Origin of the sequence: Sodalis sp. RH22, from assembly GCF_047324165.1 — a bacterium.
Classification (GTDB): domain Bacteria; phylum Pseudomonadota; class Gammaproteobacteria; order Enterobacterales; family Enterobacteriaceae; genus Acerihabitans.
Window position 1 is genome coordinate 3075817 of record NZ_CP178731.1, and the last position, 24160, is coordinate 3099976.

Genomic DNA, 24160 nt, shown 5'->3' on the forward strand with positions numbered 1-24160 from the left:
TGTAACCTAACGGCCAAATACCTTTAGCGCGCCGATCACAGTTCAGCCACTTTTCTCCGGGTGCGCGCCGCCCACGGCATGATGCTGCAAAAATACCTCATGCAGGCGCCGCAGGCCGGCCTGGGTAAGGCGGCGGCACTCTTGCGCCATAGCGTTAAAACCGCCCAGTCGCCGCACGCCCTCGGTTAAAAACGCTTCGGGGGCGAACTCGGCTACCTGATGGCCATACTTCATCACGACGCGGTTCTCCCGATGATATTCAATCTGGCCGGCGCCCGGAACTGCCGCGTCGATGCGCTGCCTAAGCAGGGCATGGGATCTTCGCGCCGCTTCCGGCAGCAGCAAGATCATCGGTTCGGCCGCTGTCGCCTCGGGCAATGACGCCAGCCATTCATCCACCAGCGCCAGCACGGTATCCGGGTGATCCAGCGCCATGGACAATAACTGGCGCGCGCGCGCGTTAACCTGACATTGCAATTCGGCCTCGAGACGTTGCGCCTGCGATAAATAGTCGGCCACCGCGGCGGCCGAGGTCGCCATGCCGTCCTGGTACCCTTCCCGGAATCCCTGCTGGCGCAGCTGTCCGGCCTCGGCCTGCGCCTGCTTAACCAGAGAGCGCGCCTGACGGCGCGCTTCACTGACGATATCAAGCGCCTCGCGTTGGCGCGCCAGCTGCCGGCTCTTGATCAATACACCGCCCGACATCGGCGGCATCCGGCGTAGTGGAATATTTTTCGGCATGTTGGAAAGCCAGTTTTATCAAAAGCGGGCTCGGGGCGGGGCGGGGTTCACCGCCCGTTTCCCGATCCAGCTCGGGTGAGAATAACAGGGAGATGCGCTGCCGGATGGCTAGCGGCAATTGCGCGCCGAACGCCAGCAGTTCGCCTCTTCCCCGCGCGATTAAGGCGGCCGGTATCGCCACCGGCATATCGTCGCCATAAGAATCGACAATCGCCAGTCCGGCGAATTGCCGCACCCAGGACGGCAGCTGTAACAGCCCCCCCTGCCGGGCGAGGGAGGCCCGATGGCGCTGCGCGGCTATCAACAATGCCGCCTGCGGCATAAGGCGCCAGTGGCGGATAAACAACGCCGCCGGTCCGTCAACGGCGGCCGGTGGGCAATCCACCGACCAATCATGGGCCTGGATAAGGATGCCGTTGATTATCGAGCGCGCCCTGGCGCCGTTTAACGCCGGCGGCAGCGGCAGGCGCCGCGGATGCAGCCATGACAGCGGATCGTAGAGTATGGCATCAAGCGGCGCGATGCTCTTCATGAGCGTCTGTCTCCTGCTTCACTGAGGCTTTTTCACGGCGCCGGTACCAGGCCAGTCCCGCCACGGCGACCGCCAGCGCCACGCCAGCGGCGGGAGCAAAGCGGAGAAAATGACCGGAACCGTCCGCCTGGACCGCTACCGGCGCATAATGCTGCAGCGGCCCCTGTTTGGAGAGCACCACGGAAATATTGTCGTAATCCACCTGGTTGAAGCTGTTTTTCAAAAACCGCTTGATATCGCTTATCATCAGGGTTGGGTCGACGTCGCTTTGATAGGCCACCAGGGTTGAAATGTGCATCGGCGCCGGCGCCCTGCCGGTGTCGCCCGAGTCGATGTCGTAACTGACATGCACCCGGGCCGACAGCACGCCGTCCATGGTCTGCAATGATTGTTCCAGACGCTGTTCGATGGCCGAGTAAAGCCGCGCCTTTTCCGCCCGCGGCGACGACACCAGCGAGTCGCTGGGGAACAGCCGGGAAATTTCCATGCGCGGCTGCGACGGCAAATCATGCCTGCGCAGCAAATCCACCGCCGCCGGAATATCGGCTTTGCCCACGCCGACGCTATAGCCGGTCTTGCCTTTATCGGCCTTGGAGGCCTGGATATTATTGCGCTGCAAAGTGGCTATCACTTCATTGGCCTGCTGTTGATCCAGGCCTTTAAGCAATGGCTCGTCGTTGCAGGCGGTAAGTGAGAGCGCCAGCAGGGCGGCACAAAATATCGGTCTTAACATCATTGTCCACTCAACACGCTGCGCACGACGTTGACGCCTTTATTTACCAGTGAACTGACCCAGTTCATCGTCAACTGAAAATCTGAGCTCAGCGCATTTCTTCGCAGCATCGCCTCCGCCGATATGTCCTTGGTAAAAGGTTTATCCAGCTCGTTGCGGGCCTGTGTGGCGTCAACCGCCGTGGCGGCCGCTTTCGATGCCAGGAAAGAGAGGGATTCCACCGCATCGTCATGCATGACCGGAATAACGCTGTGAGGCGGGCCGATTTTGGCAATTTCGTTCATGTTGCACCTTGGTTAATTTGATAATTACGCTTAATAAATACAATGAGGCTTAGTGTGAAACCGGAAAATCGTGCAGCATAAGAATAAAATTCACATGCTAAGCGTCCCTGCTTACCCTTTTTCAAGCCAGAATGGCCGGCCGGTCATAAAATCCGTTATGCAGACGGCGATTATTTGGCGCCATTTAATAATCCCATAATAAGATCCCTTTTTTGGGTCATGGCTTGATTTAACATGGTCACAAAGGTCGACAAATCCGCCTTGGTGCCATTGGCTCTTAATATCAACGCTTCGTCAGTGGGATTCGCTTCAAGGTCTTGCTGAGCCGTTGCCGCGGCTGACATTTTGTCACTCACTCCCGTTGAATTACGTGAATAAATATCAGTGATTGTACTCATAAAAAAATCCTCTTCATTTAATGTTAGGGAAATACCAGTGTCCGGGTGTCATTTTCACAAAGCCCTGATGGCCGTATTTGAATGATTTACCCTTAAGCCAATCGTCTTTTAGCTCAATGGCGAATTGGACATAGTTGCCATTCCATTGCCTGGCATATTGCTCGACAAAGAAACGGATGCGTTGCAGCTCACCGTCGTCGATGGCGCCATTAATAACAAAGATTACGCTATCCTGGTTATCGATTCTGGTGTAGTTCACCGCCAGTTTTTTTATCCCCTCCTCGGCCTGCCGTGCCACGGTGTCATCGTCTACGTCGGCAAAATGGACAGCTTCAGCATAGGGCAGAAGACGCATTAACCCCTTGCTGATAGCGTCGCGCTGCGTTTCAGTCAATTGACCGCGCTGTTTGCTTACTAACAGTACCGGCGCCGCCGGTCGGTCAAATTGCAATTGATGAAGATTTAAAGCGGGGAAATTTTGCCCCAGCCAGCGCTCGATACGCTGTTTTTCCTCATCCTCACTATTGATTTTTATCGCCTGCGACGATTTTATACGCACCAGGGATTGACGTCCCCAGGCCGCATCGCGCTCATTATCCGCCAGCACATACATCACGCCGTCGCGGCCCGGGAATATTTGATACTTGCCGGGTTCAGCGCCAAATTGCTGTGTCAGGGCGATAATTTCACGCTGCTGCGCATCCGGCGTCGTTAAGAGGTACGCCAGCGCCAGGGCGGCGGCAACCGCGATGGCCAGAAGGGCCATGCCCCGCTTGCCGGGCCTGCTGCTTATTGTCGCCGGGACCGCGGACGGCATGTCCGGCGTGCCCGCCCGGTAGTTCAGGACGTCTTCCGACCAGGTTTCACCGGCGGTCCTTACCGCCAGCGCCAGCGCGCCCACGGTAACGGGGTGATTGGATGCCAGCGGAACATCATCCGCGCCGTCGTTGTCCAGCCTGCGCAGCAAAATGCCATGTTCCGGGCCGTCGGTGCGGATAATTTCAAAATTCACCCCGCCGCCTTCGGTGGGGACCAGCACGCAGTCTTCAGGGAATGAGGGGGACGCGCCGGCGTATTCCAGCGCGCCGCAGTCCGCTGCGATAAATAATGTTTTCCGCGCGGATAAAGGATATTCGCAACCCTTCAAACTACCATTGAGCAGCCTGACAATGGCCACACTCTCCGGGCGGTCTGTTTTACCTTGTTCTGTTTGCATGGTAAAATATTCTTTATACTCTAGGGTTCGTCATGCTAAAGAGTCTACCGCCTCGCGGCCGGTGACTTCATGATGAAAAAATGATAAATTATCCATCAAAACTGAGATATTTAATCATTTATTCCCTAACGAATTATTTAACTATATTATTTCAAATAATTCCATCCCTGATTATTTACGATCACACTGTGGGATGGAAAAGCATGGCTTATTTCACGGCATGGCGAAAATAGAACTTTACAGTATTTACATTACACGCGCAACAACGCCAGCAGTCTTTACTCGCCGGATTAGAATAGGGCCGTTAACATGTCTTATTTACTGGAAATACCCCCGTTAATGAATCATTTATTAACGCGGGGTTTTTAGTGAGAGGCTACGCATAAAGCGCTGCGACGACGATACGCTGAAGATCGTCAACCGTCCGTATTGATAATAACTCAGTTTCTGTAAGTTCAACGCCGAAGGTTTCCGCTATCCCAATCTCAATTTCCATGAGATCAAGCGAATCGACATACAGCTCCGCCGCCAAATTAAGGTGGCCGGCAATGTCAGACTCTTTGCGGCCCAAACGGTAGGCCAGCATGGCGTAAAGCTCGCGCTGCAGCGATTCACCGCCGGTGGGAACGGCTACACCCGTTATCAAATTATTCGTCATCAGCAAATTTCCCCTTGTTAATTCGGGTCGCCGGGACAGGGGTGGATGAGCCGGGGCCAGCATTGACTTGCGCCTGACGTAAAGGAGGCATATAACCTGTGCTGCTCAAACCGGCCCTTGCGGCGGCCAGGTTTACGCGATCGTGGTTTAACGGAGCAAACTGCGCCGCCTGATGATCGTTCTTGGGATGATTGGCTTGCCGGGCACCCTGATGGGACAGGATAACCGATGGGGCGTCTGTTTTCATCCGGCCATTCTCCGGCGCCGGCACGGAGGCGGAGGCGGAGGCGGAGGCGGACCGGGTTACCGTGGCTTTCAGTTGGTTGCGCGCCTCAATCAGGTAGGCCGCCATAGGGCTAGACTTAGTGGATTGAGCGGCTGGGGCCGGAATGGGGGTGAGATTTTCCCGTGCATGGCGCAGAATTTCCGCGGTCAGGTTATTCGCGGAGGACTCAGCGGATTGCGGCGCATCCTGGCCGGCGAAAACAGCATGAGTGGTTACCTTTTGCGCCGCGCCCCTTTTGCGAGCCCTATCATAAAGGTCAGAAATGGCGCCCTCATCAGGCCGGCCATTCCCCGGTGCCGGATTGGCATACAAGGAAGACGCGGACTCAGGGATAGACTCCCAAAGATTCCCCAACGCTTCGGCCACCTCTTTCGCCGCAGCATATAGCGCGCCGGATTTATCGGCTTGCGCCCTATCCTGGACCGGGAAAATGCCATGCGCCGTCCCCTTGGGCGGGGTCTGGGTTGTCGTCGCCGTAAAAGATATCTTTTCGGCACCCGGATTCATCAGGACGTTGGCAGGCTCCTGCACGGTCACACCCCTTTTCGCGGGCGAGCGATCGTTATTTTGTCCTACGCCGGGCGATAACGGCTGGGAAAAAATACTCTGCTTATGCTCAGGTGGGTGGATTCGGCTGCTGATAAGTTCGGCGTGTAATGCCGCCTGCGCGTAATGACTGCCCCGGGCTGCGGGCCTATGTGTTTTGGCGAAAGAGGGCGGGCTGCCGACGTCGGCCCGCGTTTCGGCATCGGGCGCTTGATTAAGCTGCTCGAAAATATCCTGCAAGTTGTCCCGCACATCAACCGACTGCGTTTTACCAGCCTCTTTCTTTTCTGTTCCTGGCGGCCAGTTTATTTTTACCGACGCGTCAATAGTTATTCTCGGCGCATATTTAATGTTAAATTCGACGCTGGGCATTAACCGGTTTTTTTGCGTAGCGCCGGTCTTATCGGTACTGTCGGACTGATCATTTTGCTGAGTGGCTTCTGTCTGCTGTTCCGCATCGCTTCGCAGTCCTGTCCTTAATGGCGGCGGATGATCCTTATAGAGATTTAAAGCGGCCAGTAAATTGGGCAGCTTTAATATCATATCCGTATCACGAAAGATTTTTTCCAGCGATGAAGCCTGATAAGTCTGAATACCTGCGCGGATATTCTGAAAACATTGATAGGCGTTTTTCTCGACGAGCTGCGCAATGTGTTCTTTTTGCACCACGTCGCCATCGCTCCCCGTTTCTTGTACGATATAGTCGACCACAAACGGCTTGATTTTTTCATTGATGAACCGCGCCCCCGCTTCGGCGCCGCCTTCGCCCTGAATTGCGTTGAGCAATGAGGCCAGCTCTTCCTCAAGGCTCTGGCGGCGTAAGCAGGCCGCTTCCCGCTCAGGACGGTAGCCGCCGAATACCGACTTTTCACCCAGTCCATCTTTTAACATCATGTCGGTCAATTCATGCATGATGCCGTCCAGTTTCGCGGCCGATTCTTCGGTAGGGCCGAGCTGCCTGGCAAGAAAATGGGCGTTGGCAATATGCTCCAGATGGCTTTGGACCAGTAAACTACGCGAATTCTGAAACAGCTGCGCCAATGTTTCACGTTGGTCCCCGGCGCAGGTAAATAGGGCATTCATACTATTTTGCCGGTATTGCCGCTCAAAATCGTTAATATTGATACACGGCTTTACCGATGCCCGCTCGTGCGCACTCAGGCAGTTCTCGACCGTGGCCTCTTCCGGCGCAGTGTTCTGCCCAGACCCGCTACGCCGCCTGCCGGCGGAATTAATCCGTAAAGGAACATTCCGTAAATTTACCGGGACACGTTGGTGTTTAGCCGTTTTATTGCCCGCGGGTCCTGACTGTATAATTCCCACATTAGGGATATGAATTATTGAATTCGTTATCATCAATGTTATCCCGCTGTTATTAAGAAAAAAGGCGCATTAGCAGATCTTTTTTCTGTTCAATCCAGGTATTGACCTGTTTTGTCCAAGTTTCAACCCTCCCGAGGGTATCACTCAGTTTGGTCATGAATATTTGCACCTGGTTTTTTAATTTTTCCGCCAGCCCATTAAAAGCGCTGTCAAATGCATTATATTCTATAGAGTTCAACTCTTTAAATTTACCCCCGCCCTCGTCTATTTTTTCTTTGAAAAGCGCAAGTATGGACTGCAGGGGCGAGATATCGACCCTAACGACATAACCGCTACCGCTAGGCTTTACGCATGTGGGATCCAATCCCCATTCCTCCGCCCATGATTTCGCCTCCGCTTCACTGGCGACCCCGGAAACAGGAAATAGAATCCCAGCTTCCGTTTTGGTATATTTTTCGATTAATGCTGTCAATTCAGCTTCAATTCCAGGTTTGAAGTACATGAATTGATTGCCTTTATCATCCGTGCGGACATCCAGGTATTTGCTCTTCACTTTCAAAAATTCATTGAAGGCGCTAAAAAAATTAGTGTTGCGCGTTGTCCCGGTTTCATAGGTACGATAATAAGCAACATAGTCTTCCACCAGCCCCATACCGCTTAGCCAGGGATTGGTCTTGTCCTCGGTAGACGTTAACGTGTGGCCTTTATCCAATAAATCAGCCAGTTCAGGAGTGTTTCTCTTAAGAGTGTTGAGTTCCGGATCATTGTCGAATAAGGCGCTGCTACTCTTGATATTAGCCATGGCATCACGCATAAGCAGCATCGCGGCGGGTAATTGCTCAGTCAACGTTTGGTGTGCTGGTGCATTCGGCGCGTCAAGGAGCTTTGCCAGCTGCTCCGTATTATCTGTTACTTTGTCGAGACAATGAAATACATTCATTAAACTTCGTGGCGGGCCAGAGCTTCTTTCGCCGTCATTTATTGCCTGGGTCCTCATGAGGTGTTCCCGAGAGGTATCTAAAGAGGCGGGCGATAAGTCAGGCTTATTTAAACCGTGGGGAGGTAAGGTATATTGAGAGATGCTAGTCATAGAGATTGCCTCGCGCCGTGCTGAATTTACAGACGGCGCCTGTGAAAGATTAAGCGCGGCTGGCCAATTGGCCAAGTGTGGCGACATTGTCTTGCAGTACTTTTTTGACCTGTTCCAGAATCGACTGCATGGCATCCGCCAGTTCTTTAACATTGGCCCTGGCCGTTTCAGACATAGAGGAGAACGATTGGGCATAGTGCGTGTTGAGGAACTCCTCGGCGCCATGGTGTGCTTGATTCATTTGGGTCATGCCATTGATAAAGCCCGGCAACTGCTGGCCTGCCGCCATAGCCATATTTGCTTCATTCCGGATGGCGGCGGTCTTATTGTCCTTAAGCTCGATATCATGCTGTGTGGCTGCAATATCGCGTTCTAAATGCCGCTTAGCCGCCTCATCTAAATGCGATTGATGCTGGGAGCTGATTTGTCCTGCCTGCCTCTGCTGCAAATCGATATTGCCCTGCGTGCTTTTCATCGTGGCAATATTCAGGTCTCCCTGTTTTTTGATAAGGGCGGTTTTATCATGTTTTATGGTCGCGAGATCCATATTATTCGCTTTGGTTTGTTTCCTATACACGCCTGTCGCCATCACGCCGCCGATTACGCCTTGGCTCATCCCTCCTGTAAACGCGTCCATACCCTGTTTAATCTTCGCTGCGGCGGCGCTTTTTACCGATTCATTTTCCAGTAGCGCCAATCTCGCTACCTCACCATTACTAACGGCTTTCCCTTCACTTAGGGCTTTGAAAGCCACGAGTAATGCCTCAATCCGTTTTTGACCACTCAGCTTATGGATAGTGACATCATTGTTACCCTCATGACTTGACGCGATTATTTTCTCCGGCGTCGCGGGCATCAGATTTAATCCGGTCTTAATCATCTTTTCCATTGTTGCGACGGTCACGGGTTCGACCGTTGAATCGGGGCGGCGTAAATTCACAATTTGTGATCCGTCTGATAATAGTTTATTACCGAAAATACTCGCGGCAATATCCAATGCCTCTGGCGTCAAAGAGACGGATGAGTTTTTTCGACGGTCTTCAACAGGCTCTGTTACCGTCGAGGTGTTCAGTATATTTTCCTGATGGAAATTGATTCCGCTGTTATGGGTTATATCGTTCATGGCATTACTCCTGTTAATTAAGCCGAAAGACTGTTATTACTAAACAAACTCAAGGTATTTGAATATGTTTGAGCCTGGCGGCTGGACATCTCTCTGAATTGTTGCTGGACTAATTCCATATCCCCTTTAAAATAATCTATGGCTTCCAGCAGCATTTTTTTCCATTGCTTATCTTCCGCAAGTAACAGACCGTAGGCAGCCAATGTTTCCGCCAATCTTTTTTGAATGACGCCCTGGCGTATCGAGCCGACCGATTGAAACATGCTTGAACCATAGGTCACGGTATTGTTAAGCTTTTCCAGCCGATTGGCGAAGGTCGCCTTCGACAGCCGATCGGTTTTTAAAGACAGCTTATCCATCAATCGCTTAAAGCTATCGGTAATGGCGGCACTGGTTTGCCTGCCCAGATTTTTCAACACATCGGGCACCAATTTCTTGATGGCTTCGGCTATCATTTTACCCAGCGCGGAAGAGGCGATTTTACCGCCGGCGGCTTTACCCAGCACCATAACGGCTACGATGAGCGCCGCAGCAACCAAAGCGCCGACAATCGCTCCCACCATGGCCGCGGTGTTGGCATCGACGCCCAGCTTTGCGAGCAGGTTGGTAATAGCCTTGGACAACATGCTTATCAACGGCTGGATAATCCCTTCCATCAGCGGTCGCATAGCCTGTTCCAGGAAGGATACGCCGGTGATAGCCTTGCCTATCGCGTCCGCCGCTATCAAAGCCAATCCCACCGCCGCCAGGGCCAGGCTGGCGCCGCCGGTGAAAACCGCCGCCACTACGCTGATGGCGGTAATAAGCGCGCCGAGAATTTTACCGACGCACCCCATGGTCTTATTCAATGCTTCGGACTTACGCATATCCTCGGCGGCTTTAGCGGCTTTATGTTTCATTTCGACATGCAGGCTTTCCTGCATGCGCCTGAATAGCGCGGAATCCTCCTCCAATGCCCGCTGGCGGTTCTTTTGCACCAACTTGTTAAATGTGTTCATTAACGCTAATAAGCGGTTTATAGCGCTATCCACTTCAGTCGCATCCAATGGAAGCGCATTCGCGTTTTTGCCTTGGTTATATATATCGTCCAGCTTTGTAATGCTTTCCCTGGCGGCCTGATAAGACGCAGCCATCTTACTTTGCGCCAAGTCCCGTTGCGCAGAGGCCTGGTTAAGTTCATCCTGCGCCTCGCGCACGGATTGCTGTGCCGTCGCGAAGCCTTCATCCTCAGGTGACAATTGACTCAGCGCCACGTTTGCCCGATCTAGCGCCCGTTGCTTTTCCGCCAGTTCATTTTCAGCATTTTGCAGCGCAATCCTATCCGCTTCGGCAGTATCCAGCGCAATTTGACTCGCTTCGATTGCCTGTTGATATTCCGCTGACAGAGCAGAATTGAAAAGGTCAAATGCCGCTTTTTGCGATAGCAATAGCGTCAGTCGATCGGCCAGTTTCCCCAGCGATACATCGACCAATAATTCCTTAACGGTATTGAATATCTCTTGCAAAGATATCCGGTTATTGTTCGGGGTTTGCACGTTACCGGATGGGGCCGCTAATGGAAGGTCAGCCGCGGTCGCCTGTGCGGCGGGCATATTCGCTTGCAAATCGCTGCTGGCGCTGATGGTCGCTAACAGCGCTTCCGTCGCCTGGCGTGACTGAGCATTCAGCGTCAGAGTCTGTTCCCGCGATAAGGGTGTATTAATATTATTATCTTGAGCACCGGTATTCTCGATGGCGTCAAGACGATTATTGACATTAGGCATGGCACTTAATCCATTTAAAATTCCGTGGAATTGCGTCATGTTATATCCTCGCTTTGAGAGGGGTCTTTTTGTTCGTCCATGGGGCATTTCAAGTTATTTATATAAACCTCGGCGCGTTTTTTTAACATCGCGTCGTGGGATTGTTCAATAACAAGTTCAAAGCATTGCCTGGCTTTGTTGGCCTTGCTCAACATTAATTGACACTGTCCACTGTAAAACACCGGGCGATAATCATTTTCCGCCAGTGAAAAAGCCACGGCATAAATATCCGCTGCTTTTTGAAATTCTTTTTTAAGCTGATATACCGCGCCGAGCCCCATGTAATAATCCGGATTATAGAAATCATAGATACACAGGAAACGGAAGAAGGTAGCCGCTTCATCCAACTGCCCTTTGTTGTAAAAATCATAGGCATGCGTGTATAAACCCTCCATCATTACCTGAGGTATATCATGCACTTCTTTTAACGTAATACCGCTATTTACCGCATTCCACAGCAATTCTGCGATGCGGTCTTCACTGACGTTATCAACAACACTCATATATAACTCCTGAATTTGTTATCACCGACAATGATGGTGATTTGATTGAAACATTAAGGGGAATGGAAAACTTTCAATTATCGCTTAATTAATATTGCCTTGGCCGCGGTGGCATTTCCGCCACCGGCAAAACCCCATGCACAAATCAGTTCGATCCTTGACGGGCCAGTGCCATGGCGTTCTTTATTGATCCGTTCCTTTCGCCGCCGATTCGTTAAGTTGCCGCTCAATCCCTGGCACTGCGGCCGCAGGTGTGGCGGATGGCGGCACCATATCGCCGGGAAGAGGTTCCGCGCCCACCGCTAAGGTTTCATCGCGCCAAGCGTTCTCAACTTCTTTCAGCCAAACAAGGATATCGATAAATTTCTCAAAATCTTCTGGATGAACATAGGAATACAACTTGTTGCTCTTATAAATCTTCCTTGCCAGCTTGATGTCCGTCACCACCGGCACGCCGATTTTTTCCGCATAAGCCCGCACCGCCAATGCCCGCTGATTAGACTCCTTAATCGAAATAAATGGTGCTGGCACCACATCCGGATCGTAATACACGCCGATGGCGATATGCGTCGGATTCACCAGGATAAACTGGGAATCCTTGATATTGGCCTTGGTTTGCTCCGAGAGGATTTCCCGGTGCAATTGGCGGCGGCGGTGCTTCATCTCCGGATTTCCCTCCTGCTCCTTGTACTCGCGTTTAACCTCGTGTTTTTCCATTTTTAATTCTTTGATATGCAGGAAATAGTCCGCAAGGGCATCCAATATCGACACCAGGATAATGCACAGCAGGCAGGTGATGACCAGCGACAGCAGCAGTTCCCGCCAGATAGTGATCATAGTGCCCACGGTGCCGTGCAACTGGGCGAAGATCAGCAGCTTATTGTTGTGCCAGAAGATGATGGCCGCCGCAATGAAACAGCCCAGATGCAGGATGGCTTTTATGCCGTCTTTAATAGTCCTGATGCTGAAGATTTTTTTAAATCCTTTGATGGGATTTAACGCGCCGAAATTGATTTTCAGTGCCTTGGTGGCCAGCATAAATCCGGTTTGCAGCAAAGTGGGCAGCGCGGACGCCAGCAGACAGACCAGCACGATAGGCAGGGTTATTTTTAGCCCCAGCAGCATAATGGCCGCACTATAAGCCTTGATATCCATGTGGAAGTTGCCGGCAATGATATTTCTGTAGGCCTCAAGCAACGGCGCCAGCGTGGTGGTCTTGGTAAGGAAGACGATACCGCTTAACAGCAGACAAGCGATAATCAACTCGCGGCATTTAAAGGTCTGCCCTTTTTTCGCCGCGTCTTTTTTCTTTTTCGGCGTTGGTTTTTCCGTTTTGTTTGCCATGGTTAATCAGGTTTCAGCCATATGTCCAATACGCCGGGATGCGGCGCCAGCGTTTTGAAAGCGTCGGGTAAATAGGGTGAGAAATAGAGAATCAGCACCACAAATGCGATAAGGCTTTTTATCGTCAATGAAATGGAAAATGCGTTCATTTGCGGCGCAAAACGCGATAGCAACCCCAAAATTACCTCCGATAACAGCAGGCAGACCAGCACCGGGCTCGCCAATATGATAATCCTGGTCATTAAATGGCCCAGGATCCCAAGCACCGGTTTTAGCGCCGGGGTGCAGGTTTGCAGCGGATCGCAGAGCCGATAGCTTTGCTGGAATGTTTCCATCAGCAGCAGCATGCCGCCGCCGGCCAGGAACAGGGCGCCGGCGAAGAGATTAAACAGATTCGCCAGTTCAGAGGTATCCACCCCGCTCATGGGATCAAAGGTGCTGCTGACGGTGGCCCCGCGCTGATGGTCAATCACGCAGCCGACGCCGTGCATAATCCAGAACGGCAGGGCGAACAGGACGCCCAGGATCAAACCAATAAACAGTTCCTGCGCCAGCACGCCCCAAAAATTGATTTCTTCCACCGGCATCCGCTCAAGGGAATAAGGCCACAGCGAAGCGCCGATAAAGATAGCCACCGGCATGCGGATATTAACGCTGACGATATTGCCGGTTAAAAAGGGCAATAATAGAAACACCGGCATAATCCTGGCGGAGGTTAAAATCATGACACTGAGCCAATGCTGGACATCAAGCCATGCAGACAAATCGTTCATAGGCTAGCGGCTCATCGCCATTCTGATCACTTCCTGGCCAAAACCGAGCAATGTCTCGCCATACCAGCCTGACAAAATAAAAAGACATAGCGTAACGGACAGTAACTTGATACCAAAGGGCAATGTCTGTTCCTGGAGCTGTAATACGGTTTGTAATAACCCGACCATTAGCCCTACCACCGTTGCCACCAATACCGGCCCCGCGGAGAGAATAAGCACCAGGTACAAGGCTTTATTACCGGCAAATACCACGTCATTCATTTTTATACCCTATTAATACTTTTTCAGGTAGCGAGATCGATATATTGCAGAATCAATCCCTTGGAGAGTAATGTCCAGCCGTCAAGCACCACAAAAAGAATGAGCTTAATAGGTACGGATATGGTTATGGGACTCATCATCATCATGCCCAATGAGAGCAAAATACTGGAAATCAGCAAGTCCACCACCACAAACGGCAGATACAGATAAAAGCCGATTTTGAAGGCATTTTTGATTTCACTTAATGCGTAGGCCGGCAGCAAAGCCAGCATTGAAGGCGTTGTTTCCTCATCTTCATAGGAGGGGTCGTCTCTGCCCTGCCGGGACTGCGCTTTTTCAAAAAATTGCGCCAGGTCGGGATCGGCATATTTCTGCAAATAGGCTTTATAGCCGCTCATGCCGTTTTCGACAAAGTCGACCACCGTCTCCACGCTGTTGAACTGGACTTTTTCTTCAGTAAAAGCGTTATAAGCATCCCGCGCCACCGGGGACATCACAAACATGGCCAATATCAGCGCCACCCCGTTTAAGGTCATATTCGAAGGCACCTGTTGCAGCCCCAAGGCATTACGCACGATGACGAATACAATGGAAAACTTAACGTAACAGGTACCGGCAGCAATCAAAAACGGCAATAATGATAAAAACGCCAGTGAGGCAATTATCCCGATTTCATTAGGCATGGGGATCATCCGGGTAAAGTTGCATTATTTCGACCCCCAGGCGATCGTCCAATTGCACTAATTCACCCCGCGCCAGCAAATGGCCGTTGCTTCGCAGCTCGATCCTGTGCTCGCACGCCGGGTCTAACTCCAGAATTTTGCCGGCAAACAGCGCGTTGACCTCGCCTATCGACAGGAAGCGCCGCTGCAAAATAAACTCCACATTCAGCGGCAGCTCGGTCAGTACGCCGGGCAAGGCCGTGTTATCCAATGAGGGCGCAGGGTCACTCTCCGTCAAAGGATATTCTTCATACATTCCATCTTGGCTTTCATCGATCATTATCATGTCCTCTCGTTGGCAAAAATGTCCTATCCGCCGTCCCTGGCATTTCACATAGCGCGAAAGCGCGGCAATCAATACCACATCGCCAACCGCCACATCGCGCGCTATTGCCACCGGCAGCCGGCTGGCGCCAAGAATAAATTCCACCGCCAGCGGCAGGTCCTGCAGGCCGTGGCAGGATGGATCCGGCAGCCTGATCCTGCTGCGATCCAGCGCCGTCACCCAGACCGGGCATTCCCGGGCGCTGAGCCGGGGCAATGGCAGGTCGCGGCCCTGGCTAGACGCAGCAGGCTCCCACGCCTGTATATGTCGGTAGTCCAGCGCGCCGTCGGCAAATGTCAGCGGCCGGGGCATGGCGTTAAACAACGCCATGATTTGCCGGTCGTCGCAGGCGGCGACAGCCATGGCGGCCAGCGCCGGCGCGGTCTGCGCCAGCCATTCACGGGGATCCAGCAGCGCCCGCCACTCGCCATCGTCGGCGATGACCATCATCAGTGGTCCCGCCGCCGGAGGTAATGCCAGAGCGACAGCGACGCCGCCCGCCCGCCATCCCGCCAGAGCCGGGTGCCAGGACGCCTGCGCCTTTGGCAGCTTGCGCAGCGAAAGTGTACTCACTCGTCCTCCTCCTGCTCCGGATCCTGGTTCGGCTGTTGCCCGTGTTGCTCATCCCGCACGGGCAACAGCTGGTAATTTTCCGGCATAGGATGAGTAGCCATTTGCTTAATCACTTCCTGACTCGACGGCAACAGCGTGATGTTCTGACCGGCCGATACCTGTACGTGATGATGGCCCGGCACCGAACTGAAGGCATAGGTCAGGGTGCGGTCGGTGTTGGCAGCCTGGTTTGGCTGAGGCATCGTTGCCTCGTGGCCGTGGTTCGCCGGCCGATCCACGGCCGGCTGGCCGGCCCTAACCTCGGCGGCATGATTATTCGCCGGGATTGTCGCGCCCGCGGCCGCGCTTGATAGCAAATCGGCTAACAGGCGCGCATCGGCGGCTTCGCCCAAGGTGCCATCGGTCGGTGCAAGGTTGCCTGCGACGTGCGCGTCAGGCGCAATTATTTTATTCCCCTCCGCTAACACCGCCGGCGTGTGTGCAGCCAGGGCGCGCGTCCCCTTTCCGGGCTGAGCGCTGTTATTCACATCGCCCGCAGGCGCGGCGCCAGGTTCTTCCACCTGGCCTGGCAGTAATTCGCTGCCGCCGGCGATGAGGTTTGATGGCGCCGAACCCAGATTCCGCTGCGCCAGAAACGCAGAGACGTGGGCCGGGCGGGCACTGGCCGCGCCGGCATTCGCCCCCTCGGCATGGGCTTGATCAGACACCAGGGCCGAATGCATGCCCATCATTGTTTCCACCGCCGATAATGCGCCCAGGCTGGAAAAGACACCGTCTTCGCGCGCTATCATCTGCGCGATGAAGGCGCCGGCGGGGTGCTGGTGCTCAGTTGGCGAGAATGGTTTCTTAAGACGCTGGCGCTCATTCACATCGCTTTGCCGCTGGCGGGCAATATCCTTGATATCCTGCACGAATTTGACCGGGTAATTATGCCCGCGGCCGAAGTTAGTTACGGCGACCATGTAATAATCTCCTGCGTTTCATTTTCATCCTGACGTAAGCCGGCAAGCCTGAGCGCTTTTTTCTGCTTTTCGGCCCATGTCAGGTACTTTTCATGTTTACGCTGCCAATGCTGCTTTTCCGCCTTGAGGTCGGAGAGCTGCCGCGTGAATTCCTCGCGCTTATGCAGCAATGTGTGTTCCTGTGCTTCCAGCTCTTTAATTTTTTGCCGGAATACCGCGATACGGTGCTGACACAAAAAAATCCGGGCTTTGTCCAGCCTGCCGCTGGGGCGCTCCTGCTCAATCAATTGCCGCAAGCCGCTTTTTTGTTGGCCCAGCGCATCGGCTTGCGCCTCGTTCTCCCGCAATTGGCGCTCGGCGGCGATGCGCCGCATATCACAGCGCCGCAGGCCGGCGTCGCAGCGGCCGATGAGGACTTTGATATTACGCAACGACGGCATGCATCATCCGCAGCGTGGTGGCGAAGTCGGTGCTTTCCTGCGTGGACTGACGCAGCAAGGCCATGAGTGCCTGCTGCTTATTCATGGCGCGATCGTTTTCAGCGTTCTCGCCGGGGCGGTACTCGCCCATATCCAGGAATATCTGTAATTCCTCAAGCCGGGCCATCAGGCGGCGCACTTCGCCCGCCAGGGATTGGTGCTGCCCATCGGTCACCTGGCCGGCGACCCGGCTGATGCTGCGCAATATATCGATGGCGGGATAATGATTTTGCGCCGCCAGCTTGCGGCTCAGGTAAAAATGTCCGTCCAGAATGGAGCGTATTTCGTCGGCAATCGGGTCCGGCTCGTCGTCGCTTTCCAGCAAGATGGTATAAAACGCGGTAATACTGCCGTGACGGGTGTTCCCGGGCCGCTCGAGAATACGCGGCATGGCGTCGAACACCGAGGCCGGGTAGCCGCGTCTGGCCGGGGGTTCTCCCGAGGCCAGCGCCACATCCCGCAACGCGCGCGCATAGCGGGTAATGGAATCTAAAAACAGCACCACTTTTTTCCCGCGATCGCGGAAATACTCCGCCACCGTGGTGGCCACCCTGGCCGCATTACAGCGATCCAGGGAGGAGAAATCCGAGGTGGCGTACACCAGCACGCATTTATCCTGCCGGCCTGAGCGGCGCAGGGATTCGGTGAATTCAGTCACTTCCCGCCCGCGTTCGCCTATCAGTCCGATAACAAATACATCCGCCTCGGACCGGTCGATCAGCATATGCATCAACACCGTCTTGCCGCATCCCGCCGAGGCGAATATGCCGACCCGCTGCCCGGTGCCGCAGGTCAGCAGGCCGTCGATGGCGCGGATCCCGGAAATAAAGGGCGTGTCGATAACGGCGCGATCCAGATACGGGGGCGCGTCGATATCGATGGGGCGGATTTCCGGCTGCGGGCCGGGCGCCGGGGAATGCAGCCGTTCGACCACATTCCCCATGGGATCAATGACCGTGCCCAGCAGGTCCATGCCGACGGTAATGCCCAACTGGGCGCCGGTGGGATGCAAAACCACATCCCGGCATAAACCACGGCCATGGCCTATCAGGCTCAGCACCGTGCGATTGCCCTGAAAGCCCAGTACCTGGGCGCGAGCGACAATCTCCGCCGTGCGCCAGTCGCGGCGCACTTCGCACATCTCGCCCACCGCGACGCCCGGCAGCTCCGCCTCGATAATCGGCCCCGCTAAACGCAGAGGCTGGGCCTGGCGCCGCAGCAGCCTCATCCGGGCGGTCATTAATGCATAACCTCGATGATACGTTCCAGACGCTCAAAATAACCTTCCAACGCCTTGCTAAAGTTTTCCGCGCTTTGCAGAGAGTCCGGATGTAATAATGCTTTAAATTCCAGATAGCCTTCATTCTGGGCGAACTGAAACTGCTGGCTGCGGATAAACGCTTCGCCTTCCATATGTTCCTTCAATAAGGAATATCCGCATTTTTGCAAGGCCGCCTCATCGTATTCGGCAATGCGCGACCAAAACCAGATATCCTCATCCTGGCTGCTGATGTAGATACTTGGCAAATCATGAAAATCGAGCGCAATAGTTGAATGGCTATCAAAATTAGCCAACAGTTTGGGATCACAACCATTTCCCAATAAGGCTTCGCGCACTAAAGCGGCAATATCAACATACATGTATTATACTCCAGGTTAATTAGATACTTTTAATAACATTAACATTTACAGCTTCAGTTAATTCCCCAAAAGACATGACCTCGAGATCGCGAAAACGCGACTCGATGAGTTTTTTGACGAAGCGTCTGATATCCACCGAGGTTAATAAAACCATATCTTTTTGAGCAATCAATATGCTTTCTAAACCTACGGTAAACAAATCCATTAATTCATCCGAGACCGACGGGTCCAGGTGTAAAAATGCCCCGGACGACGTATTTCTGATACCGCCGCGGATCGTTTCCTCCACCTCCGCCGACAGAATAATTACTCTTAGCTCATTATTAATAGCGAATTTATGGCATATATAACGCGCCAGCGCGCCCCTGACATGCTCCACCAGGGTAATGACGTCTTTCTCCCTGGGCGCCCACAGCGCCAGCGACTCCATGATCAATTTCATATTGCGGGTAGATATGCGCTCCATTAATAAGCGCTGCAACACCTCGGCAATACGTTGCACCGTGGCATGGCGCAGCACCTCCTTCAATAAGTCCGGATATTTATTCTCCATCAGGTCCAGCATATGTTTGGTTTCCTGTACGCCGAGGAACTCGCTGACGTGATGGGACATCAATACCGCAAAGCAGTGGTATACCTCATCCACGGCGGGACGCAGCTGGAAGCCCAGCTGCAGCAGGGTTTCCCTGGCCTCGCGCGCCACCCAGATACAATCTTTGTCGACGCGCATGTCGATATCGAGATGTTGAATCTCATCGGAGGCATTGACCACGCGCAGCATATCGAAATGAATGGTGAAGGCGTCGGCGCGAATTTCGTTGATCAAGACCATGACGGTGGATTCATCGACATTTTCGGCGGCGCGCAGAATCGGTTCCGGCAGTTTTACGCCGAAATCGACAAAAAACTGGCTGCGCAGGCGTTCGCACAGCCGCTCCTGTTGCAATAAGGCAAAATTGGCGCGCGATACCACCAGTATCAGCGCCACGGTCTCGGCGGCCACCTTGTCAAGATCGTCGATAATGTTCAGCCGGGTGTCCATGCCGCTCTCGCCTTGCGCATCCTGGTGAGGGAGTGTTCCGGCACGGCCATCCACGTCGGCCGCCTGCGCCCTGCGCTGCCTGCGATGGCGGAAATAGAACACGGCCGCCAGCGCGCCGGCCAGCAGGATAAACACCGGCAAGGGGAACCCCGGCAGCAGGCCGATCGATAGGGCCAGGAACGCGGTAATCATCAGTGCAAACGGGTTGCCCATGATTTGTTCCATGATCGTGCGGCCCATGTTGTCGCCGTCGCCGTTGACGCGCGTAACGATAAGCCCGGCGCTGATGGAAATAAGCAAGGCGGGGATCTGGCCGACCAGCCCGTCGCCAATGGTCAGCATGGTGTAGGTATCCAGCGCCGTGGACATATCCATCTGATGCTGGCTTATGCCTACGGCCATGCCGCCGATAAGATTGACGAACGTCACCAGGATGCTGGCGATGGCGTCGCCCTTGATAAATTTCATGGCGCCGTCGAACGAGCCGTACAGCTGGCTTTCCCGCTCCAGCACGCTGCGCCGTTCGCGCGCGCCGTCCGCGTCGATCGTGCCGGCCTTCAGATCGGCGTCGATGCTCATCTGCTTGCCGGGCATGCCGTCAAGTGAGAAACGGGCCGCGACCTCCGCCACGCGTTCCGACCCCTTGGTGATGACAATAAACTGCACTACCGTGACGATGGCGAAGATGACAAAGCCCACCACCAGGTTATCGCCGATAACAAACTGGCCGAAGGAGGCGATGATGTCACCGGCGTCGGCGTCGGTCAGGATCAGACGGGCGGTGCTGATGGTCAGGGCCAGCCGGAACAACGTGGTGATCAGCAGCACGGAGGGAAAAGTGGAAAAGCTCAGGATGCGATCAATGTAAAACGCGCCCATGAACACCAGCACGGCGATAACGATATTCAGCCCGATAAGAAAATCCAATAAGTATGTCGGCAAAGGAATAATCAACATACTGATGATCATGATCACCAGCGCCAGGATAAGCAGCTCCGGGCGGGAATGCATATTATGCAGAAATTTTGTCAACACGTCGTTATCCCATGCAAAGACGATGAACTTTCACCGTCATTTTCGATTTAATCTGTTTTCAATGACTTCGCGCTTATACGCCAGGCCGGCAAGATATTCGAACTCAATAAACATACGCTGCGCAGATTCATTGCAGACAAATAATTCATGTGGCAATAATTTACATGCACGAAACAGAGGCTGCAAAATAGCGGAGCGTTCGTCATGGCGGCGCAATAAAAACGTTTCCCCAATTAAATAATGAAGATGATCATCTATATCTTCAGGGAACTGCAATAGCGAGAATAAAAATATCAGCCAATCCGTTTCACTTTTATTTAAACCATTAATCACTTTATTTGATAATAGCTGTTTCATAAACAGATCATCCCCGGAGCGTATCAACCTGAGCTGGCCCAATTTACCGATAAAATCGCCGTATACCGATGCCGAGCTGGGCGTTACCGCATACACATCGGCCATCAGGGCGGCCTCGATAAACGCCAGTATCACGTTGCGATACTGGTGTCCATAACAGGCGATCCAGTCCTGGTACTCCTCCAGCGCCCGGCGTTCCTGTTGTAAAAATAGCCGGTAGCTTCCCCGCAACATCGCCGGATTCAGTTCCAGATGGGCCTGCCCGAATAACCGGGCCTTAAGCGCACAGTTAATGCCGGCGTTGACAAGCCGGGGGTCGGCCTGCGCCTCCACCTCGTCCAGCAGTTGCGCAAGTTCTTTTCCCACCGTTTCGTTCAGCTTACGGCGCCGCAGCAGTTCGCGCAGCACCACCACCAAATCACTATCATCAGGAAACAGGGAGCGGGCAAAAAGCAAAAACGCGTTCTTCTGGAACAGATTGCCGCTGTTAAGCATACGCAGCAGCTGATCCACCTTGGGGATGGCATCGTTTTCCAGGATACGGGCGAAATTCATCTCCGTATCCCGCGCGTATTTCTCGTACTGCCGCCTGCTGGCGAATTGGGCCGCCGCCGACGACGCGCTTTTGCCGGATTGTTCCGCCAGTTTGACCAGGCTGGCGGCGCTGCGTTTTACCTTAACCTTGGTGGCGACATCCTGCCCGGGCTGCCGGCCGGGCAACCTGGCGTCTGGCAGGCTGAACGCGCCGGCGTTGCCGATGCCGCCGGTGGCGTTTACCGCCATTTCTGGCTATCCAGCAGGTTGCGCGACCAGTCCGGCAAGGGGGCGGATCGGCGGCCGGCAATCAGGCTGTCCGCCACGTTGCTGGCGTCGGATTGCAGGGGCTCGGTGATTTCCCGCGGCTCTATGAGGAAAATACGCACCATATTGGACTGGGTATTCTGCTTATAGTTAAACAGGCCGCCGATAAGGGGGATGCTGCCCAACCCCGGGATCCTGCCCTCACGCCCGGAGATTTCATCACGGGTATAACCGCCGATCAGCAGGCTTTTTCCCTGGGGCACCCGGGCCACGGTGCTGATATTGGTGCGCCCGACCTTGGGAAGAATATTGCCGGCGGATACCGTGGTCTCATTGAGTTCGTTGCCGTCCTCGATATTGAGCACCATTTCAATTTGCCCGTCGGCGGTAAAGCGCGGCAGGACGTTCACCATGGTGCCGTAAGTAACATGCTGCAGCTCGACGTTACGCTCGCCGATAAGCTGGGTATAAAAAGTGCGGTTATTGTCAAAGATCGCCGGGATATTTTCCTGGGTCAGCACCACCGGACGCGAGACGATATTGGCGCGGTTTTTCTGCGACAGCGCCTGGATGGAGGCGACAAAACGCGCGCCGTCGAGGGTGGAATAGGAACCGCCGTTAAAGGACACGCCTAACTGGTTGCCGATATTCACGCTCCCCTGCCAATTGACGCCAAGCTGATCCAGATCGTCCCGTTGTATGTCGACAATCCATAAGGAGAGCTCGACATGCCGCTTTGTCGTATCCAGCGCCGCCACCAGATTGGTGATCAGCTGCACCTGTTTGGCGGTACCCTTGACCAGCAGGCTGTTGGTATTGGGATTGGCAATCACGTTGATCGGACTGGCGGCGGATTCGACGCGCAGCGCTTCCGCCAGGCTCGACCGGGGCTGGTAGACCGTGGTCCCGGCACCCAGCGCCTCAAGATTGAACTCGGGCATTTTCGGCGCCGGCATGGCGTCCGGCATCAGCGAGTGCACCGCCGTGCCGGCCGTTTTCGTGCCGCCCTTCAGCAGTTCGTTAATCACCGTGGCCACGCCGGGGATGGTAATTTTTTCTCCTCGCTGCTCATAGACCCGATCGGTGACGAAGGTATTGCTGAGATGGATAACCGCCGTTTTCTCATCACCGGATCCGATGCCGGTGGCGGACTGCTCGTCCATATTTTTGGCGGTATTCATCACCAGATCGACATAGAACGGCGGCCCGGAAATATAAAACGTGCCACTGCTGTCATCGCCGCGCAGCGGATAGCGGCTGTCGAGCAGCTTGGATTTGCGCAGGAAGTTGTCCAGCGCCGTAAAGGACGTATTATTCAGCGACATCATCGAATTACGCATTTCACTGGCGTCGTAAACGTAAATCGCCTGGCCGTCGTGATACCAAATCAGGCCCAGCTGCTGGGAAATTTTCTCCAGCAGATCCTGGGGATTGCTGAAGTCAAACTCGCCGCTGATTTGCTTGCGCGCCGCCAGCTTGCTGACAATGACCGGCTTGCCCAGACGCGACGACAGCGCGTCGAAAAACATTTTTAAGCCGTCTTTATTGGCGACATAACCTTCGGCGGCGATAGCTCCCCCGGTGAGTGGATTGGCCTGCGCCAGCAGGGGAACCATTCCGCCGATCAGGCACCAACATATCAGGCTTTGCTGTATAAATTTTTGCGCTTTCATTTTTCCAGTTTCTTGTTGATGATGTTCCACAATCCCCGGGGGGAAACGCCAAAAGCATCCCTGATATCATTGGATAAATGGGATGAGGACGCGTAACCGTACCGCATCGCCACCTCCGTCAGGCTTTGCCCCTCTTCGACCACATCGAGCAAGGCCCTGGCGATACGCCAGCCGCGCAGCTCGTTTTTAGCTGAATTGCCCAAGGCATTACGGCATAACCGCCGGAAATGCGAATAGGACAAACCATAACGCGCGCCCAGCTCATGTATTTTGCCGTGGCTGACCGATTCATTTAATAAAAAGCGGATGAGCCAATACCATTCCGTCCGGCGCAGAAAAGATGCCAGCATGCCCATTTCGGTGGGCAGCAGGTTGCTTTGCGTCAACAGCCAGCGCTCGACATCGCCGCAGTTGGCAATAAGCGGATCGCTGTTAAGTTTAATGCTGTCCCAAGGCTGTAAGGGATCGTATTTCAATGACACCCGGCGTGATTCATCAATAAATACCTGCAATTTCACCAGCGCAAATAAAGGCAGCTCCTGCTGGATGGGCGCACCGGAAATAATTTCCAGGTTGATTTTATTCATGACCAGAATACCGTGCCAATCCTGCGACAGATTCAGGGTGGAGGATTCCTGGCCCGACTGGAAATGGATGCGGCACGCCTGATTATGGGTTTGCATCAGCCAGCATGTGGGTTCGGTTATATCCTGTTTATAATTTTCCGCGAGCGGCCTGTGGGGCAATATGATATTCTCTTTGTTCATTATTAACCCCATGCGTTTTTGATTAACCTTGATACTCATGATAATGCCTTTGTGTCTTCCATAAATCATGATGGGAATCTGATTCATCGAGTTAAATTTAATGATGTATAAAACCGCCCAGAGCGAAAGTCGTTAAACAAAACATTAATAACCAGGACTAATATACATTT

The 24160-nt window shown here is 53.7% G+C and carries 25 protein-coding genes; all 25 read right to left on the bottom strand.

What is annotated here, in order from left to right:
* Positions 1 to 42: 42 nt before the first annotated feature.
* Positions 43 to 705 (bottom strand): hypothetical protein, encoded by a 663-nt coding sequence (locus ACL2XN_RS14120; protein ID WP_413722049.1) that lies wholly within the window; start codon positions 703 to 705, stop codon positions 43 to 45.
* Positions 647 to 1273 (bottom strand): type III secretion apparatus protein OrgA/MxiK, encoded by a 627-nt coding sequence (locus ACL2XN_RS14125; RefSeq protein WP_410012216.1) that lies wholly within the window; start codon positions 1271 to 1273, stop codon positions 647 to 649. Before ACL2XN_RS14125 ends, ACL2XN_RS14120 begins: the two co-directional genes overlap by 59 nt.
* Positions 1251 to 2009: an EscJ/YscJ/HrcJ family type III secretion inner membrane ring protein gene (locus tag ACL2XN_RS14130; protein ID WP_410012217.1), complete on the bottom strand. Its 759-nt coding sequence runs from the start codon at positions 2007 to 2009 to the stop codon at positions 1251 to 1253. Before ACL2XN_RS14130 ends, ACL2XN_RS14125 begins: the two co-directional genes overlap by 23 nt.
* The gene (locus tag ACL2XN_RS14135; RefSeq protein WP_410012218.1) at positions 2006 to 2290 is read right to left on the bottom strand and encodes a hypothetical protein; all 285 of its coding nucleotides are present in this window, start codon (positions 2288 to 2290) and stop codon (positions 2006 to 2008) included. The genes ACL2XN_RS14130 and ACL2XN_RS14135 overlap by 4 nt, the downstream gene beginning before the upstream one ends.
* A gap of 170 nt (positions 2291 to 2460) precedes the next feature.
* A complete protein-coding gene (locus tag ACL2XN_RS14140) occupies positions 2461 to 2688 on the bottom strand; it encodes a hypothetical protein (RefSeq protein WP_410012219.1) in 228 nt (75 codons plus the stop codon).
* Positions 2689 to 2701: 13 nt separating this feature from the next.
* Complete coding sequence (locus ACL2XN_RS14145) at positions 2702 to 3904, bottom strand: PrgH/EprH family type III secretion apparatus protein (protein ID WP_410012220.1); 1203 nt, start codon at positions 3902 to 3904, stop codon at positions 2702 to 2704.
* 376 nt (positions 3905 to 4280) lie between these two features.
* Positions 4281 to 4562, bottom strand: coding sequence for an acyl carrier protein (locus ACL2XN_RS14150; protein ID WP_410012221.1), 282 nt, complete (start codon positions 4560 to 4562; stop codon positions 4281 to 4283).
* Positions 4552 to 6477 carry a hypothetical protein gene (locus ACL2XN_RS14155; protein WP_413728921.1) on the bottom strand — a complete coding sequence of 642 codons (1926 nt, stop codon included), beginning with the start codon at positions 6475 to 6477 and terminating at the stop codon, positions 4552 to 4554. Before ACL2XN_RS14155 ends, ACL2XN_RS14150 begins: the two co-directional genes overlap by 11 nt.
* 292 nt (positions 6478 to 6769) lie before the next feature.
* Positions 6770 to 7807: an IpaD/SipD/SspD family type III secretion system needle tip protein gene (locus tag ACL2XN_RS14160; protein ID WP_413722047.1), complete on the bottom strand. Its 1038-nt coding sequence runs from the start codon at positions 7805 to 7807 to the stop codon at positions 6770 to 6772.
* Between the two features lie 49 nt (positions 7808 to 7856).
* A complete protein-coding gene (locus tag ACL2XN_RS14165; RefSeq protein WP_413728922.1) occupies positions 7857 to 8930 on the bottom strand; it encodes a hypothetical protein in 1074 nt (357 codons plus the stop codon).
* A 17-nt stretch (positions 8931 to 8947) separates the two neighbouring features.
* Positions 8948 to 10732 (bottom strand): type III secretion system translocon subunit SctE, encoded by a 1785-nt coding sequence (sctE, locus tag ACL2XN_RS14170; protein WP_413728923.1) that lies wholly within the window; start codon positions 10730 to 10732, stop codon positions 8948 to 8950.
* Positions 10729 to 11235, bottom strand: a complete 507-nt coding sequence (gene sicA, locus ACL2XN_RS14175) for a type III secretion system translocator chaperone SicA (protein ID WP_410012226.1) — start codon at positions 11233 to 11235, stop codon at positions 10729 to 10731. The genes sctE and sicA overlap by 4 nt, the downstream gene beginning before the upstream one ends.
* Positions 11236 to 11418: 183 nt before the next feature.
* Positions 11419 to 12579 carry an EscU/YscU/HrcU family type III secretion system export apparatus switch protein gene (locus tag ACL2XN_RS14180; RefSeq protein ID WP_413727221.1) on the bottom strand — a complete coding sequence of 387 codons (1161 nt, stop codon included), beginning with the start codon at positions 12577 to 12579 and terminating at the stop codon, positions 11419 to 11421.
* A 2-nt stretch (positions 12580 to 12581) separates the two neighbouring features.
* The gene (sctT, locus tag ACL2XN_RS14185; RefSeq protein WP_410012228.1) at positions 12582 to 13352 is read right to left on the bottom strand and encodes a type III secretion system export apparatus subunit SctT; all 771 of its coding nucleotides are present in this window, start codon (positions 13350 to 13352) and stop codon (positions 12582 to 12584) included.
* 3 nt (positions 13353 to 13355) lie between these two features.
* Positions 13356 to 13613, bottom strand: a complete 258-nt coding sequence (locus ACL2XN_RS14190) for an EscS/YscS/HrcS family type III secretion system export apparatus protein (RefSeq protein ID WP_410012229.1) — start codon at positions 13611 to 13613, stop codon at positions 13356 to 13358.
* Between the two features lie 23 nt (positions 13614 to 13636).
* On the bottom strand, positions 13637 to 14296 hold the full coding sequence (locus ACL2XN_RS14195) for an EscR/YscR/HrcR family type III secretion system export apparatus protein (RefSeq protein ID WP_410012230.1): 660 nt from the start codon (positions 14294 to 14296) through the stop codon (positions 13637 to 13639).
* Positions 14289 to 15233 carry a type III secretion system cytoplasmic ring protein SctQ gene (gene sctQ, locus ACL2XN_RS14200; protein WP_413728924.1) on the bottom strand — a complete coding sequence of 315 codons (945 nt, stop codon included), beginning with the start codon at positions 15231 to 15233 and terminating at the stop codon, positions 14289 to 14291. The genes ACL2XN_RS14195 and sctQ overlap by 8 nt, the downstream gene beginning before the upstream one ends.
* A complete protein-coding gene (locus ACL2XN_RS14205) occupies positions 15230 to 16195 on the bottom strand; it encodes a hypothetical protein (RefSeq protein ID WP_413722042.1) in 966 nt (321 codons plus the stop codon). Before ACL2XN_RS14205 ends, sctQ begins: the two co-directional genes overlap by 4 nt.
* Positions 16183 to 16635 (bottom strand): hypothetical protein, encoded by a 453-nt coding sequence (locus ACL2XN_RS14210; RefSeq protein ID WP_410012233.1) that lies wholly within the window; start codon positions 16633 to 16635, stop codon positions 16183 to 16185. Before ACL2XN_RS14210 ends, ACL2XN_RS14205 begins: the two co-directional genes overlap by 13 nt.
* On the bottom strand, positions 16619 to 17914 hold the full coding sequence (sctN, locus tag ACL2XN_RS14215; protein ID WP_410012234.1) for a type III secretion system ATPase SctN: 1296 nt from the start codon (positions 17912 to 17914) through the stop codon (positions 16619 to 16621). Before sctN ends, ACL2XN_RS14210 begins: the two co-directional genes overlap by 17 nt.
* Positions 17914 to 18315 (bottom strand): SPI-1 type III secretion system chaperone SpaK, encoded by a 402-nt coding sequence (spaK, locus tag ACL2XN_RS14220; RefSeq protein ID WP_410012235.1) that lies wholly within the window; start codon positions 18313 to 18315, stop codon positions 17914 to 17916. The genes sctN and spaK overlap by 1 nt, the downstream gene beginning before the upstream one ends.
* Before the next feature lie 19 nt (positions 18316 to 18334).
* Positions 18335 to 20368: an EscV/YscV/HrcV family type III secretion system export apparatus protein gene (locus tag ACL2XN_RS14225; protein ID WP_410016634.1), complete on the bottom strand. Its 2034-nt coding sequence runs from the start codon at positions 20366 to 20368 to the stop codon at positions 18335 to 18337.
* Between the two features lie 60 nt (positions 20369 to 20428).
* Positions 20429 to 21532 (bottom strand): type III secretion system gatekeeper subunit SctW, encoded by a 1104-nt coding sequence (gene sctW, locus ACL2XN_RS14230; RefSeq protein WP_413722041.1) that lies wholly within the window; start codon positions 21530 to 21532, stop codon positions 20429 to 20431.
* Positions 21523 to 23223, bottom strand: coding sequence for a type III secretion system outer membrane ring subunit SctC (gene sctC / locus ACL2XN_RS14235; protein ID WP_410012237.1), 1701 nt, complete (start codon positions 23221 to 23223; stop codon positions 21523 to 21525). Before sctC ends, sctW begins: the two co-directional genes overlap by 10 nt.
* Complete coding sequence (locus ACL2XN_RS14240) at positions 23220 to 24029, bottom strand: helix-turn-helix domain-containing protein (RefSeq protein WP_410012238.1); 810 nt, start codon at positions 24027 to 24029, stop codon at positions 23220 to 23222. Before ACL2XN_RS14240 ends, sctC begins: the two co-directional genes overlap by 4 nt.
* Between the last annotated feature and the right edge of the window lie 131 nt (positions 24030 to 24160).

Bases quoted from the DNA above. Each gene is read 5' to 3' on its own strand.
- sicA (WP_410012226.1), bottom strand. From the start codon at position 11,235: ATGAGTGTTGTTGATAACGTCAGTGAAGACCGCATCGCAGAATTGCTG.
- ACL2XN_RS14165 (WP_413728922.1), bottom strand. From the start codon at position 8,930: ATGAACGATATAACCCATAACAGCGGAATCAATTTCCATCAGGAAAAT.
- sctT (WP_410012228.1), bottom strand. From the start codon at position 13,352: ATGAACGATTTGTCTGCATGGCTTGATGTCCAGCATTGGCTCAGTGTC.
- ACL2XN_RS14120 (WP_413722049.1), bottom strand. From the start codon at position 705: ATGTCGGGCGGTGTATTGATCAAGAGCCGGCAGCTGGCGCGCCAACGC.
- sctE (WP_413728923.1), bottom strand. From the start codon at position 10,732: ATGACGCAATTCCACGGAATTTTAAATGGATTAAGTGCCATGCCTAAT.
- ACL2XN_RS14190 (WP_410012229.1), bottom strand. From the start codon at position 13,613: ATGAATGACGTGGTATTTGCCGGTAATAAAGCCTTGTACCTGGTGCTT.
- ACL2XN_RS14135 (WP_410012218.1), bottom strand. From the start codon at position 2,290: ATGAACGAAATTGCCAAAATCGGCCCGCCTCACAGCGTTATTCCGGTC.
- ACL2XN_RS14160 (WP_413722047.1), bottom strand. From the start codon at position 7,807: ATGACTAGCATCTCTCAATATACCTTACCTCCCCACGGTTTAAATAAG.
- ACL2XN_RS14210 (WP_410012233.1), bottom strand. From the start codon at position 16,635: ATGCCGTCGTTGCGTAATATCAAAGTCCTCATCGGCCGCTGCGACGCC.
- ACL2XN_RS14125 (WP_410012216.1), bottom strand. From the start codon at position 1,273: ATGAAGAGCATCGCGCCGCTTGATGCCATACTCTACGATCCGCTGTCA.
- ACL2XN_RS14225 (WP_410016634.1), bottom strand. From the start codon at position 20,368: ATGCATTCCCGCCCGGAGCTGCTTATCCTGGCGCTGGTGATCATGATC.
- ACL2XN_RS14140 (WP_410012219.1), bottom strand. From the start codon at position 2,688: ATGAGTACAATCACTGATATTTATTCACGTAATTCAACGGGAGTGAGT.
- sctN (WP_410012234.1), bottom strand. From the start codon at position 17,914: ATGACCGCCCGGATGAGGCTGCTGCGGCGCCAGGCCCAGCCTCTGCGT.
- ACL2XN_RS14155 (WP_413728921.1), bottom strand. From the start codon at position 6,477: ATGAATGCCCTATTTACCTGCGCCGGGGACCAACGTGAAACATTGGCG.
- ACL2XN_RS14195 (WP_410012230.1), bottom strand. From the start codon at position 14,296: ATGCCTAATGAAATCGGGATAATTGCCTCACTGGCGTTTTTATCATTA.
- spaK (WP_410012235.1), bottom strand. From the start codon at position 18,315: ATGTATGTTGATATTGCCGCTTTAGTGCGCGAAGCCTTATTGGGAAAT.
- ACL2XN_RS14145 (WP_410012220.1), bottom strand. From the start codon at position 3,904: ATGCAAACAGAACAAGGTAAAACAGACCGCCCGGAGAGTGTGGCCATT.
- sctW (WP_413722041.1), bottom strand. From the start codon at position 21,532: ATGGCGGTAAACGCCACCGGCGGCATCGGCAACGCCGGCGCGTTCAGC.
- sctC (WP_410012237.1), bottom strand. From the start codon at position 23,223: ATGAAAGCGCAAAAATTTATACAGCAAAGCCTGATATGTTGGTGCCTG.
- ACL2XN_RS14150 (WP_410012221.1), bottom strand. From the start codon at position 4,562: ATGACGAATAATTTGATAACGGGTGTAGCCGTTCCCACCGGCGGTGAA.
- ACL2XN_RS14130 (WP_410012217.1), bottom strand. From the start codon at position 2,009: ATGATGTTAAGACCGATATTTTGTGCCGCCCTGCTGGCGCTCTCACTT.
- ACL2XN_RS14205 (WP_413722042.1), bottom strand. From the start codon at position 16,195: ATGGTCGCCGTAACTAACTTCGGCCGCGGGCATAATTACCCGGTCAAA.
- ACL2XN_RS14180 (WP_413727221.1), bottom strand. From the start codon at position 12,579: ATGGCAAACAAAACGGAAAAACCAACGCCGAAAAAGAAAAAAGACGCG.
- ACL2XN_RS14240 (WP_410012238.1), bottom strand. From the start codon at position 24,029: ATGAGTATCAAGGTTAATCAAAAACGCATGGGGTTAATAATGAACAAA.